This is a genomic window from Kitasatospora sp. NPDC004531 (genome assembly GCF_053602195.1).
Genome location: NZ_JBSGDD010000008.1, coordinates 90,343 through 103,706, shown reverse-complemented (window position 1 = coordinate 103,706; position 13,364 = coordinate 90,343). Strand labels below are relative to the sequence as shown.

Genomic DNA, 13,364 nt, shown 5'->3' with positions numbered 1-13,364 from the left:
CGGTCAGCCGGCGATCAGCGGGTAGTGGTCGGACAGGTCGGTGTAGGTGTACGAGGTGCCCCAGCTGCTGACCGTCCACGGCGCGCTGTGGAAGCGGTGCACGGTGTTGGTGTACTGCGCCGGGCGCGCGTGGTCGGCCCGGTAGAGGACGTAGTCCAGGTCCTCCTTGGGCTCGCCGGGGTAGCGGTAGGCGGCGATCGAGTTGTCGACCGTGTCGAAGGAGTTCGCCCAGCCGTCGCGGGTGGTGGCCGGGGCCAGGTTGCCGTTGGACAGCAGCGCCGGGTACTCGCCGCCGTGCGAGTCGATGTTCAGGTCGCCGGCCAGCACGATCGGCTCGTTCGCCGGGATCTGCTTGGCGTCCAGGAAGGCCTTCATGGCGCGCAGCTGCTTGCCCCGGATGTCGGCGGCCTGGCCGCTGGAGCAGCCCGAGTCGGTGGACTGCAGGTGGGTGCCGACCACGTGGGTGCGCTGGCCGTTCACGTCGATCTGCGCGTAGGCGAACCCCTTGTTGGACCACCAGTCCGAGCCGCAGGCGTCCTTGAAGACGTACTGCTCCTTGCGCAGGATCGGCCACTTGCTGAGCAGCACCACCCCGCCGTCCTCCGGCGTGGCACTGCTGAAGCTGCCGGAGGTGGCGTCCCAGCCGCTGGTGGAGCGGCCGACCACCGGCGTGTGGTACGGGTACGCGGCGGAGGCCTTCGAGACCAGCGCGTCGGAGGTGGCGTTGTCGAACGCCTCCTGGAGCACCACCACGTCGTGGCCCTGGAAGAAGTCGGCGCCCGCGATGGCCTGCGCCCGGTGGGCCTGGCCCCAGTTCGGGTACAGGTTGGTGCTCATCAGGAAGGTGTTGTAGCTGAGCACGTCGAGCGGGGCGACGGTGAGCGGGGCGCTCTCGGCGTGCGCGGCGGTGACGGCCTGAGGGGCCGTCAACAGGGCTCCGGCGGCGGCGAGTACGGCGGCGAGGCGGGCGGCGCGGGTGGCGGGCATGGGGGCTCCGAGGGTGTCGGGCGGTCGATGTTGTGCAGTCAACTGGGGGCTTCGTGACGTGGACAAGACGGCGGACGGCGCGCGGGTGAACTCGACCGAAACACCCCCTACCGGCCGGTAGAAAACGGCCGGTGCGGCGAGTGTCAACCGACGGTTGACACTCCTCAACTGTCAACCTAGGGTTGCCTCATGGCTGACACCACTGGAGCGAAGCCCTCCATCCGGCTCGACGACCTGATCGAGGGCATCAAGAAGACCTACCCCGAGGCGCTCGACCAGCTGTCGAACGCCGTCCTGGTCGCCGACCACCTCGGCGACATCGCCGACCACCTGATCGGCCACTTCGTCGACCAGGCCCGCCGCTCCGGCGCGTCCTGGACCGACATCGGCCGCAGCATGGGCGTCACCCGGCAGGCCGCCCAGAAGCGCTTCGTCCCCAAGGACCCCGGCGAGGTCGGTGAGATCGACACCGCGCAGGGCTTCAACCGCTTCACCCCGCGCGCCCGCCAGGTCGTGATCACCTCCCACCAGGCCGCCAAGGACACCGGCAGCCCCGAGATCCGCCCCGAGCACCTGGTGCTCGGCCTGCTCGCCGAACCCGAGGGCCTGGGCACCGTGTACATCACCGGCCGGGGCGTCACCCTGGACGCCGTCCGGGAGGCCGCGCTTGCCGCGCTCCCGCCCGCCGCCGAGGACGTCCCCGCCCTCATCCCCTACGACGCGGGCGCCAAGAAGGTCCTCGAACTCACCATGCGCGAGGCCCTCCGCCTCGGCCACCACTACGTCGGCACCGAACACCTCCTGCTCGCCCTCCTCGAACACGAGGCCGGCGCCGGCGTCCTCACCGGCCTCGGCCTCGACAAGGCCGCCGCCGAGACCGCCCTCCTCGACGCCCTCGCCCAACTCACCCCCGACGCCTGACCGTTCGCCCCCGGCGGACCCGCCGACCCCACGCGTGCGGGTCCGCCAGGTGAAACCCGGTTGACGGTCGGCGGTGGTCGCCGGTTGGCTGCCCCGCGAGGACGATCGGGCGAAGGGGGAGCGGCGCATGGGCTACCGACTCGAAGGGCCGGTGCTGGATGGGCGGTTGGTGCGGCTGGAGCCGTTGGAGCAGCGCCACGCCGAGCAGTTGGCGCAGGCGGTGGCGGAGGCCCGGGACAGCTACGGGTTCACCTGGGTGCCGCAGCCCGAGGAGGTGGCCGGGTACATCGAGGCGCAGCACGCGCGGGCGGCGGACGGGCGGCTCGCGCCGTACGCGCAGATCGCGGTGGGCAGCGGCCGGGCGGTCGGCGTGACGGCGTACTGGGAGCCCCGGACGCTGCCGGACAGCGACGTGCTGTACGCGGTGGAGGTCGGGTTCACCTGGCTGGCGGCCTCGGCGCAGGGCACCGGCATCAACGCCGAGGCGAAGCTGCTGCTGTTCCAGCACGCCTTCGAACAGTGGGACGTGGCCCGGGTGGACCTCAAGACCGATGCGCGCAACGCCCGTTCGCGGGCCGCGATCGCCGCCGTCGGCGCCCGGTTCGAGGGCGTGCTGCGCAAGTCCGGGCGCTCCTGGGTGCCCGGCGAGGACGGCGGGCTGCGGGACGCCGCGATCTTCTCGATCATCGACAGCGAGTGGCCGCAGACCAGGGCCGCCCTGCGCGAGCGGGTCGCCCGCCACCTGCAGTAGGCGCACGCCTGCGGTAGGCGCTCACTTCCCGTGCGGCGGCGGCGGGTTGGCCGGCCCGGGCGGCGGCGGGGGAGCGCCGCCCATGCCGCTCGGGTTGCCGGACGGGGCTTTCTGCGGGGCCACGGCGGTCCTCCTCGGGGGAGTGTCGGGGTGACGGTGCCGTCCCCCGGTAGGTGCCCGATGGCGCGCCCGGCTATGCGAGCGCGGGCCCGCCCGGCGACGCGAGGGCGGGCCGGCCGCCGGGCGGGGCGGCGGGGAGGATCGCGTCCGGCCGCGGCGTTGCCGGGCCGGGTGGGCCGGGTGAGCCGGGCGGCCTTGGGTCGCGCCGGCGGGGGATCACCCCGGGGCCCGGATCCTGCGGCTGCCCGTCGCGCGGCTGTCGGCGGCCAGGGTGTGGTGGCCTCCGGCGCGGTGGCCCTGTTCGACGGCCCGGGCGGTGCCCGTCGGTCACGTGAGCCCGGGCGGTGTCCGTCGGTCACGCGAGCCCGGGCGGCTGCCACGCGTGGTGGCGCAGGATCGCCCGCAGCTGCGGCCCGGCCGGCGCCAGCCGCATCGCCGTGTTGCGGGCCGCCACCGCGAGGGGGTGCGACAGCCCCTGCCCCAGCCGCCCCGCCTGCCGGGCCGCCCGGGCGACGGCCTGGGCGCGCGGGCGGCGCACCGCGTCGTAGTGGGAGAGCGCGGACGCCAGGTCCGGCGCGTCGGCGACGGCGGCCGCCAGCGTCACCGCGCAGCTCGCCGGTCGGGTCGGCGAAGCGGGTGCCCGGCGGCAGCGGCAGCACGGCGTGCCACTCGGCCCGGCCGTCCGGCAGCACGATGTGCCCGAACTCCGCGCCGCCGCCCCAGGTCAGCTCGAAGTCCCCGTCCAGCTCCAGCGGTCGCTCGGTGATCGCGCGCAGCACCGCCGTGCCGGTGGCCGCCGGGCCGGGGTGCTGCGGCAGCAGCTGGGCGCGCAGCCGGCTGCCGACACCGTCCGCCGCGACCACCAGATCCGCGTCCAAGGTCTCCTCCGCGCAGCGCAGGCGGACCGTCGGCCAGTCCTGCTCGACGGTCAGCGCGCGCACGCCGATCCGCAGCGACCCGTCCGGGAGTGCCGCCCGCAGCAGCCGGTGCAGCTCGGCGCGGGTGATGCCGACGATCGGGCTGCCCACCGCGCGCTCCAGTGCCGCCCCGTCCATCCGGGCCAGCAGGCGCCCGTCCGGGGTGCGGGTGCCGCCCCGGTACTGCCCGCGCGAGGCCGACCGGACGGCCGCGCCCACGCCCAGCTCGTCCAGCGCCCGCAGGCCGTTCGCCGCCAGCGAGATCGCCGCCCCGGCGTCGTCCGGCACGGCGGAGCGCTCCAGCACTGTCACCTCCCAGCCGACCCGTCGCAGGCCCAGCGCCGCCGCCAGCCCGCCGATTCCGCCACCGACCACCACCGCGTTGCCGCGCACCTCGAACCCCCAAGGTCTTCTACAGCTGTAGAAAACCGACGGTAGCGCAGCCGAACGGGCGAGCTCGCGGCAGGGTGTTGGATGGGAGCCATGGCCACCGACCGACGCACCCTGCTCGCCGACGCCGCCCTCGGCGTCCTCGCCGACCACGGCATGCGCGGCCTCACCCACCGCGCAGTCGACCGCGCCGCCGCCCTGCCCGACGGCACCACCTCCGCCTACTTCCGCACCCGCGCCGCGCTGCTCACCGCGCTCGTCCGGCGGCTGGTCGAACTCGACCAGCGGGAACTGGAGTCGGCCGCCGCCGAGGCGGTCGGGCCGCGCACCGCCGCCGAACTCGTGGGCGGCCTGGCACAGTTGGCCGAGCGACGGCTGACGGGGGAGGGGCGCCGGCGTTCGCTCGCCCGGTACGCCTGCGTGCTGGAGAGCGTCCGCGACCCGGAGCTGCGCGACATCCTGACGCCGCGCGAGAACTCCGGCCGGGACGCGGTGCGGCGCTTCCTCGCCGCGCACCGGGTCCGCGATGTCGAGGGCCGCGCGCTCACCCTGCTGGCGGGCTTCGACGGGCTGGTGCTGGACGGGCTGGTGCGCGGCGAGGCCCCCCGGCGCGAGGCGCTGGAGGGCCTGGTCGTGGCGGCGCTGCGGCCTGATCAGCTCGCCCACTGATGGGCAGTGCCCTGGTGGAGCGCGGCGTAGACGCGGTCGCGCAGGGCGTTGGCATCGGCGTCGGTGAGGGTGCGGTGCAGATGCCGCAGGACGACCTTGACGAGCAGGTTCCACTGGTCGGCACGCGCGCCGAGCCGGGCCAGGGCCTGCGGGGGCAGCTCGCGGCACGGGGTGCTGGAGAGGATCTCGACGGACTCCACGCAGTCCGCGTCCGGGCCGAGCGCGTCGCGGACGCGGTCGCCGAGATCCTCCGCGAGCTCGGCGCGGTCCACGGCGACGGACAGGTCGCGGCGGACGGCGGGCAGCGCGGAGACCGGGCGGTACGGCGCGAGATCGGTCAACTGGGCGGTGACGGCCGGGTCGGTGGAGCGCAGCACCCGGATGTCCGGGATGCCCTTGAGCAGCATCAGCACCCGGTCCAGGCCCATGCCGAGCGCCAGGCCGCTCCACTGCGGGCCGAGCCCCGCCCCGGCCAGCACCTCGGGGTGCGCGAGCCCGCACTCGGCGACCTCCACCCACTCGCCGCCCGCCTCGACGTCCAGCTGCCGGCCCGCCAGGGTGTACGGGTGGACGCGATCCTCGGTGCGATACCTCGCGCCGGGCAGCAGGGCCTCGACCAGGGCGGCGATCATCTCCGTCAAGTCGCGTGCGGAGGTGGGGAGTCGGCGCCGGGTGAGGTACCACAGGTCGAGCTGGTGCGGGGTGCCGGTGTGCAGCCGGTCGATGCTGTCGCGGCGGTACACCAGGCCCGGGCAGACCAGCAGGACATCGCCGTCACTGCTGTCGCTGCCGTCACTGCCGTCGCTCGCGAGTGCGCGCAACGCACCCGGGACGAGCGCGGAGGAGTGGCTGCGCAGCATCGTGCCGGCGTCGACGTAGCGGGTGTAGCGGGCGTCCCGAGTGACGTCGTCGGCGCGGTAGTTGAGCCGGTCGTAGTTGTCGGCGACGGTGACGATCCGCTCACCGCGATGCGTGCGCACCGGGCAGGACCAGAGCCGGGCGAGCGCCTCGGCGGCGCGCTCCACCAGCAGTTGCAGCGCGTGCGGGCCGGCGGTGGGGTCGGTGAGGTCGCGGACGGCGAGATCACGGGCGAGCTGATCGGCGGAGAGAGTGACGGGGACGGACACGGCGGAGCCTCCGGGGGCCTCGGCGGAAAGGGTGGAATCGACACACCCCCCGGCCCCTGGGCACGACCCGCCGACCGGGACGGACCCACCCGGCCGAACTGCGCTACCGGCGTGGCGAAACCCGACCCCAGCGGCACCCATCGGGAGCCGGGGGGCCGCTAAATCGGCGAGAGTTCGCAACGATGGCCACGGCCGGAGTCTAGGCCACCGGGCCCGGCCGCCCGCAAACGGTTTTCGGGGCCGCCCGGGCCTCCGGCAGGCTGGGGCACGCGCGCCCGCGAAGCGCCGGCGAGCCGTCCGACGTCGGAACTGGGGGCGTCGATCGGGCAGTTGCTGGTCAGGCCGGCCGATCGTGTCGGGTGTGCGACGCGGGACCGGTCGCCTTCGGCTCGGGTGGGCCGGGAGGTGCGTGGCTTCAGGGGGTTCCGGCGAGCCGTTCGGCGTCGGAACTGGGGCTGCCGATAGGGCAGTTGTCGGGTTTGGTGCTGTCGTCGGGCGGCTGTCCGGGGGTTGCCCGCCAGGGTCTGTCCGGCCGGTCGTGTCGGGTGTGTGACGTGGGACCGGTCGCCTTCGGCTCCGGTGGGCCGGGAGGCGCCTGGGCCCCAGGGGGTTCCGGCGAGCCGTGCGACGTCGGAACTGGGGGCGTCGATCGGGCAGTTGTCGGGTTCGGTGCTGTCGTCGGGCGGCGGTCCGGACCCTGGCGCGGGTGGGGATCCGGCAGGGTCGGGCGGGGAGCGGCTAGGCTCGGCGCTTTCGTCGGGTGGGAGGTATGGGCGATGGCGGACGGGCAGGGTGGGGTCGGGTCGGCGTACGACGGGGTGGCCGAGTTGTACGCGAGCCTCTTCGAGGGCGAACTCGCCGGGCGGGAGGACGAGTTGGGGCTCATCGGGGAGCTGGTGGCCGCGCCGCCGGTGGCCGTGGGCGGGCTGCCGGTGGGGGATCTCGGGTGCGGGCCCGGCGAGGCGACGGCGCTGCTGGGCGGGCTCGGCGTGCGGGCGTTCGGGCTCGACCTGTCCGCCGGGATGCTGGCGCAGGCGCGGCGGGCCCGCCCGGACGGGGCGTTCGTGCGCGGCACGCTGACGGCCCTCCCGTTCGCGGACGCGAGCCTCGGGGCGGTGCTCGCCCGCTACTCGCTGATCCACCTGCCGCCCGCCGAACTCCCCGGCGTGCTGGCCGAGTTGCGCCGCGTCCTGGCCCCCGGTGGCCGCCTGCTGGTCGGGTTCTTCGGCGCTGAGCCCGTGCTCGGCGACACCGACCGGCCGGTCCCGTTCGACCACAAGGTGACCACCGCCCACCGCTGGCCCGTCGACACCCTCGCGGCCCTGCTGCGCGCCGCCGGACTCTCCGAGACGGCCCGCAGCGTGCGCCGACCCGGCCCGGGCGAGCGCTTTCCACAGGCCTCCCTGCTCGTCGAGGTCGAAGCCGAAGCCCACGCCCAAGCCGGACCCGAAGCGGGCCGCTGACGGCCTCCGGACACGCCCCGGTTGCCCCTGAACGGCCCCTATCGCACCCCGCCGGATTCTCCGAGACGGCCCGCAGCGTGCGCCGACCCGGCCCGGGAGAGCGCTTTCCACAGGCCTCCCTGCTCGTCGAAGCCCCCGCCCAAGTCGGACCCGAAGCGGGCCGCTGACGGCCGCCGGACACGCCCTGGTTGCCCCCGAACGGCCCCTTTCGCGCCCTGCCGGACTCTTCGGCCCGGGCCGGGAGAGCGCTTTCCACAGGCGTCCCTAGTCGTCGAAGCCGCAGCCCAAGTCGGACCCGAAGCGGTCCGCTGACGGCCGCCGGACACGCCCCGGTTGCCCCCGGATGGCCCCTTTCGCGCCCCGTCGGGGTACGTTGCGGGACGTTCGCGGTTCGGTTCGATCGGTTGGAGTCGTCTTGAAGGACCTCGTCGAGGGCATCCACGCCTTCCAGAGCGGCGTGTTCGGGCAGCAGCGCGAGCTGTTCGAGAGCCTGGTGGCGGGGCAGAACCCGTCGGCCCTGTTCATCACCTGCTCCGACAGCCGGGTGGTGCCGTCGCTGATGACGCAGACCGATCCGGGCGACCTGTTCATGCTGCGCAACGCGGGCAACCTGGTGCCGCCCTACGGCCCGTCGCATGGTGCGGAGTCGGCGGCCGTCGAGTACGCGGTGGAGGCGCTGGGCGTCCGCGACGTCATCGTCTGCGGGCACACCCGCTGCGGCGCGATGTCCGCCCTGCTCGACCCGTCCTCGCTGGAGCGGATGCCCGCGACCCGTCAGTGGCTGGTGCACGCGGAAGCCACCCGCCGCCTGGTCGAGGACAACTACGCCGAACTGCCCGACGCCGAACGCCTGGAGGCCTGCGTCCAGGAGAACGTCCTGGTGCAGATCGAGAACCTCCGCACCCACCCGAGCGTCCTGGCCGCGCTCGCCCGGGGCCGCCTCAACGTGCACGCCTGGGTCTACGAGCTGGAGACCGGCCAGGTGCTGACCTTCGACCACGCCCACGGCCAGTACCGCCCCCTCACCGACGTGGTCGAGGCCGAGGTCGAGGTCGACTGATCAGCCCGCCGCCGCCGCCCGTCAGTCGACCCAGCCGCGGCGGTGGGCCTGCCAGCCGAGTTGGATGCGGGTGTCGGCGCGGGCCAGCGACATCAGGCGGCTGATGCGGCGCTGGACGGTGCGCAGGCCCAGGCTGAGCTGCTTGGCGACGGCGGGGTCGGTGGCGCCGGAGAGCAGCAGGGCGAGGATGCGGCGGTCGGTCTCGTCGGGCTCGCCGGCGGGGACGGGGCCCACGGCGACGGCGGGGCCGGTGCGCCCGAGCGGGTGGGCCCACTCCCAGGTCTGCTCGAACAGGGCGGCGAAGAGGGCGACCAGCGCGGGAGCGCGGACCACCAGCGCGACCGGGTCACTGGCGGAGTCGGTGAGCGGGACGAGGGCGAGCGCGCGGTCCGCGATGATCAGCTTGGTCGGGACGCGCTCGACCACCCGGATCTGCTGCTGCCGGTCCATCGCCTCGAACAGCGGCGCGGCGGCGCCCGGTTCGTCCAGCGCGCGGCGCTCCAGCACCACCCGGTAGCCGACGCCGCGCTCGACCGCGGCCGACTCGGCGCCGGTCTCGTCGGCGGCCACCACCTGGTGACGGCCCGTCACCAAGGCGAGGAGCTCGTGCTCCGCGGCGGCCTGCAACTGCGCCACGCGGTGGCTGATCGCGGCCCGCCCGGCGACCACCTCGATCAGGTCGCGGTGCGCCTGGCCCTCGCGCGAGGTGGCGGAGCGGTAGGCCTCGGTGAGCGTGGAGGCCGTCAACTCGGCCTCCCGCAGGGCGTGTCGCTGCCCGGTGAGCAGCGCCTCCAGGGCGACGGCCGGGGGAGCGGCGGTGTAGCGGCCGCCGGCGTCGGGGGCGACCAGCCCGCAGGCCTGGAGCACTTCGAGCGAGCCGGTGGGGACGGGGCCGCAGCGGGCGGCCAGTTCGGCGCGGGTCGCCGGGCCGTGGGCCACCAGGTGCGTGTAGACCCGCTCGGCGTGCTCGTCCAGACCTATCGCCGCCAGCATCCGCGCTCCGTTCCGCCGTGCTCAGGGCCACCGCCCGGGCCCGTCCCCCGGCCGCCGAACGGTCGGTGGCGGTTTGCCGCCGGGCGGTGATCCGCCAGCGCACATCATGACCGGTCAGCCCGGTTTTCTGCCAGGCTCACCGGCCATGACCCGACAGCTGGAGGCGTTCATGACACGAACGGCGCGCATACGCGGCGCGATGGCACTGGTGGCGGCGGCCCTCCTCGCCACCGGCACGCTCACCTCGACGGAACAGGCGCTCGCCGCCGAACCGGCCGCACCCGGCAAGGTCCTGACCGGGCGTCAGAGCGCCGCGCCGCACACCGTCACCCTGATCACCGGCGACCGGGTGCAGGTCACCACCGGCGCCGACGGCCGCACCGCCGTCACCGTGCTGCCCGACGAACACGGCAACGTCCCGCTGACGTTCACCCAGCAGGAGAACGGCGACCAGTACGTCGTCCCGCAGCACGCCTCCGCCGCGCTCGCCGCCGGCACCGTCGACCGCGCCCTGTTCAACGTCACCGGGCTGCTCCGCCAGGGCTACGACGACCAGGGCGCGAAGACGCTGCCGCTGATCGCCACCTACCGGGACGCGCAGGCCGCCGACGCCAGCCCGCAGGCCCGCGCCAAGGCCGCCGGGACCAAGCGGCTGGGGGCCGTCGACGGCGTCGCGTTCGCCCCGGCCAAGCAGGACGCCGCCCGCACCTGGAACCAGCTCGTCGGCCCGGACGGCAAGGGCCGCGACGGACTGGCCAAGGTGTGGCTGGACCGCAAGGTCCGCACCGCCAACGACGCCGAGACCAAGCAGATCGGCGCGCCCGCCGCCTGGGCCGCCGGCCTCGGCGGCAAGGGCGTCAAGGTCGCCGTCCTCGACACCGGCATCGACGAGCAGCACCCCGACCTCGCCGGACAGGTCGACGCCCGCCGCAACTTCACCGCCGACACCCCCGACGAGGACGTGCACGACGCCGTCGGCCACGGCACCTTCGTCGCCTCCGAGATCGCCGGCACCGGAAAGGCCTCCGGCGGAAAGGAACGCGGCGTCGCCGACCAGGCCCGGCTGCTGGTCGGCAAGGTCCTCGACGACGGCGGCAGCGGCACCGACTCGCAGATCATCGCCGGCATGCAGTGGGCCGCCGACTCCGGCGCCGACGTGGTCTCGATGTCGCTCGGCACCCCCGAACCCACCGACTGCACCGACCCGATGTCGGTCGCCGCGCAGCGCCTCGCCGAGAAGTCCAAGGCCCTGTTCGTGGTCGCCGCCGGCAACCTCGGCCAGTACCAGTCCGTCAGCTCGCCCGGCTGCGCGCCCGCCGTGCTCACCGTCGGCGCGGTCGACGGCAAGGACAACACCGCCGCGTTCTCCTCGCACGGCTCCGTCACCGTCACCCACACCCTCAAGCCCGAGATCGCCGCACCCGGCGTCGACGTCAAGGGCGCCGCCGCCGGCGGACGCGGGGTCTACGCCTACACCGCCATGTCGGGCACCTCGATGGCCACCCCGCTGGTCGCCGGCAGCGCCGCCCTGGTCAAGCAGCGCCACCCCGAGTGGACCGCCGCACAGCTCAAGGCCGCCCTGGTGTCCTCCGCGCTGGCCACCGTCCCCGGCGACGTCCAGCAGACCGGCGCCGGCCGGCTGCGCGCCGATGTCGCCACCACGCAGCGGGTGCTCGGCGCCCCCGCCGTCGGCTTCGGCGACTTCGCCTGGCCGCAGCGCCCGTCCGACACCCGCACCGTCCAACTCCCGTACACCAACACCTCCGAGCGGCCCGTCACGCTGCGGCTCGCCGTGCAGCGCACCGACGGCGACGACGAGTCCGCGGTCAAGTCGAAGGCCGTCAAGCTCGGCGCCGACCGGATCACCGTCGCCCCCGGGGCCACCGTGCGGGTGCCGCTCACCCTCGACCCGAGCGTGAAGCTGACGGGCGGCCAGTACGGCGACCTCACCGGCCGGGTGCTCGCCACCGCCGAGGACGGCAGCACCGTCTCCACCCCGTTCAACGCCTACCTGGAACCCGAGACCCTCGCCGTCCGGGTCAAACTGATCGACCGCGACGGCCGGCCCGCCACCTCCGCCGACTACGGCACCAGCATCACCATGGTCGACCTCGGCCAGGCCACCGGCACCCGGCAAGCCCCCGACGCCAACGGCGAGATCGTCTACCGGCTGCGCCCCGGCAGCTACTCGCTGAGCGGCTACGTGGTCACCCCCGACCACCGCGACACCACCGGCGAGGCGGGCATCACCGCCGTCACCGCGCTCGCCATGCCCGAGCTCCAGCTCGGCAAGGACACCGTCCTGACCCTGGACGCCCGCCGGGCGAGCCGCATCGAGGTGCAGGCCGACCGCGACCTCCAGGTGCGCGGCGCGGCCCTCGAACTCGGCCGCTGGTGGGGCGACAAGTGGGTCGACTCCAGCGGCGTGCGCACCGGCGTGCTGCCCGTCGAACTCTCCGCCTGGGGCTCCGGCAAGGCCCGCACCGGCGGCTTCGAGTTCGGCAGCTACCTGCGGATGGCCGCCCCCGAGGTGGTGCTCAAGGGCGCCGGACTCACCCTGGAGCCGCACTACGCGCAGTTCGCCGCCGAGGCCCAACTGCCCGCTGCCGGAAGCGCGTTGCTCGCCAGCGCCGCCAGCGCCGACCCGGCCGACCTGGCCGCCGCCGATGTCCGGGGCAAGCTGGTGCTCGTCCCCGACGACGGCACCTCGCAGCGCGTGGTGTCCACCAACGCCAAGGACGCCGGCGCGGTCGGCGTGCTGACCTACCGGCAGAGTCCGGGCGTGTTCGGCAAGAACGACGTCAGCCTCGACGCGCCGGTGCTGCCGATCACCTCCGAGCAGGCCGCCGCGCTCAGGGCCGCCCTCGGCAAGGGCGCCGTCACCCTCGGCTGGACCTCCGCCGCCGACAGCCCCTACGTGTACAACCTGGCGTTCCACGACGCCGGTTCGATCGGCGGCAAGCAGCGCCACACCGTCCGCGACCGCGACCTCGCCACCGTCACCGAGAACTGGCACTCCACCGGGACGCCGGTGCGGATGAGCGACTACCTGAGCATCCAGCGCCCGTGGAACCCGTACGGCGGCACCGCCGTCGCGCAGGGCCTGGTCGCCACCCCGTCCAGCCGCACCGCGTACTACACCGCCGGCGACGACACCACCTGGCTGCACGACGGGCAGAGCAGCTGGCCGTTCACCGAGTTCATGCAGGACCTGCCGCGCCGCTACCAGGCCGGGCAGCGGCGCACCGAGGAGTGGTACCGGGGCGTGCTGCGGCCCACCGCCGGGCGTGCCGCCGACGGCTCCGCGCTGCTGGTGGGCGAACGCCAGGCCGACCTGCTCGGCGTCGACTTCACCGGCACCCTGTGGGGCGACGGCAACGCCGACCACACCGGCAGCCAGGCCTACTTCGGCGACGCGGCCTCGGTCGAATTGCTCAGCGGCGGAACCTCGTTGGGCCGTTCCTGGTTCGGCCCCGCGTTCGTCTGGCAGCTGCCGGCCGAAGCCGCGGACTACACCCTGGTGCTCGACCAGTCCCGGCTGTACCACCGCGACCTGTGGCAGCGCTCCACCGCCGTCCGCACCGAGTTCGGCTTCCGCTCGGCGACCGACCCGGCCGCGTACTCGCAGTCGCTGCCGCTGCTGTTCCCCGACTACCGGATCGACCTCGACGGCGACAACACCGTCGCCGCCGGACCGGTGCGGGCGGCGCTCTCCGCCACCGGCCAGAACGGCTACACCCCCGGCGCGCTGACCACCGCCGCGCTCGCCTACTCCTACGACGGCGGCGCCACCTGGACGGACGCGGCCGTCGGTGCCGACCACGTCGCCGTCCTCGACCACGCGGGCGCCTCCGGCCGGCACGTCAGCCTGCGGATCACCCTCGGCTCGGCGGACGGCGCGAAGGTGACGCAGACCGTCACCGACGCGTACGCCGTGCGCTGACCCCCGTCCGCCCCGGGCCCCAC

9 protein-coding genes and 1 pseudogene are annotated in these 13,364 nt (G+C 74.7%); 6 read left to right on the top strand and 4 right to left on the bottom strand.

All coding sequences use genetic code 11. The features are described from left to right. Nucleotides 1-3: 3 nt before the first annotated feature. A complete protein-coding gene (gene sph / locus ACWEMJ_RS06335; RefSeq protein WP_452135805.1) occupies nt 4-987 on the bottom strand; it encodes a sphingomyelin phosphodiesterase in 984 nt (327 codons plus the stop codon). Between the two features lie 189 nt (nt 988-1,176). On the opposite strand from sph, the gene ACWEMJ_RS06330 reads away from it, so the two are divergent. Together ACWEMJ_RS06330 and ACWEMJ_RS06325 are read left to right on the top strand one after the other, a co-directional pair. After that, the gene (locus ACWEMJ_RS06330) at nt 1,177-1,908 is read left to right on the top strand and encodes a Clp protease N-terminal domain-containing protein (RefSeq protein ID WP_452135804.1); all 732 of its coding nucleotides are present in this window, start codon (nt 1,177-1,179) and stop codon (nt 1,906-1,908) included. A 127-nt stretch (nt 1,909-2,035) separates the two neighbouring features. Beyond that, nucleotides 2,036-2,659: a GNAT family N-acetyltransferase gene (locus ACWEMJ_RS06325; protein WP_452135803.1), complete on the top strand. Its 624-nt coding sequence runs from the start codon at nt 2,036-2,038 to the stop codon at nt 2,657-2,659. A 475-nt stretch (nt 2,660-3,134) separates the two neighbouring features. Here the strand turns inward: ACWEMJ_RS06325 and ACWEMJ_RS06320 are convergent. Then, a pseudogene (locus ACWEMJ_RS06320) lies at nt 3,135-4,089 on the bottom strand (FAD-dependent monooxygenase). Between the two features lie 90 nt (nt 4,090-4,179). Between ACWEMJ_RS06320 and ACWEMJ_RS06315 the strand changes: the two are divergent. Beyond that, on the top strand, nt 4,180-4,755 hold the full coding sequence (locus ACWEMJ_RS06315) for a TetR/AcrR family transcriptional regulator (RefSeq protein WP_452135802.1): 576 nt from the start codon (nt 4,180-4,182) through the stop codon (nt 4,753-4,755). Here ACWEMJ_RS06315 and srmL read toward each other — a convergent pair. Continuing rightward, the gene (gene srmL, locus ACWEMJ_RS06310; protein ID WP_452135801.1) at nt 4,740-5,882 is read right to left on the bottom strand and encodes a PheS-related mystery ligase SrmL; all 1,143 of its coding nucleotides are present in this window, start codon (nt 5,880-5,882) and stop codon (nt 4,740-4,742) included. The two genes, ACWEMJ_RS06315 and srmL, sit on opposite strands and share 16 nt — an antisense overlap. 776 nt (nt 5,883-6,658) lie before the next feature. On the opposite strand from srmL, the gene ACWEMJ_RS06305 reads away from it, so the two are divergent. Together ACWEMJ_RS06305 and ACWEMJ_RS06300 are read left to right on the top strand one after the other, a co-directional pair. Further along, nucleotides 6,659-7,345, top strand: a complete 687-nt coding sequence (locus tag ACWEMJ_RS06305) for a class I SAM-dependent methyltransferase (RefSeq protein ID WP_452135800.1) — start codon at nt 6,659-6,661, stop codon at nt 7,343-7,345. 415 nt (nt 7,346-7,760) lie between these two features. Then, nucleotides 7,761-8,405: a carbonic anhydrase gene (locus ACWEMJ_RS06300; protein WP_452135799.1), complete on the top strand. Its 645-nt coding sequence runs from the start codon at nt 7,761-7,763 to the stop codon at nt 8,403-8,405. Nucleotides 8,406-8,426: 21 nt separating this feature from the next. Here ACWEMJ_RS06300 and ACWEMJ_RS06295 read toward each other — a convergent pair whose 3' ends face one another. Beyond that, nucleotides 8,427-9,398 carry a helix-turn-helix transcriptional regulator gene (locus ACWEMJ_RS06295; RefSeq protein WP_452135798.1) on the bottom strand — a complete coding sequence of 324 codons (972 nt, stop codon included), beginning with the start codon at nt 9,396-9,398 and terminating at the stop codon, nt 8,427-8,429. Between the two features lie 145 nt (nt 9,399-9,543). On the opposite strand from ACWEMJ_RS06295, the gene ACWEMJ_RS06290 reads away from it, so the two are divergent. After that, nucleotides 9,544-13,341 (top strand): S8 family peptidase, encoded by a 3,798-nt coding sequence (locus ACWEMJ_RS06290; protein ID WP_452135797.1) that lies wholly within the window; start codon nt 9,544-9,546, stop codon nt 13,339-13,341. Nucleotides 13,342-13,364: the final 23 nt, after the last annotated feature.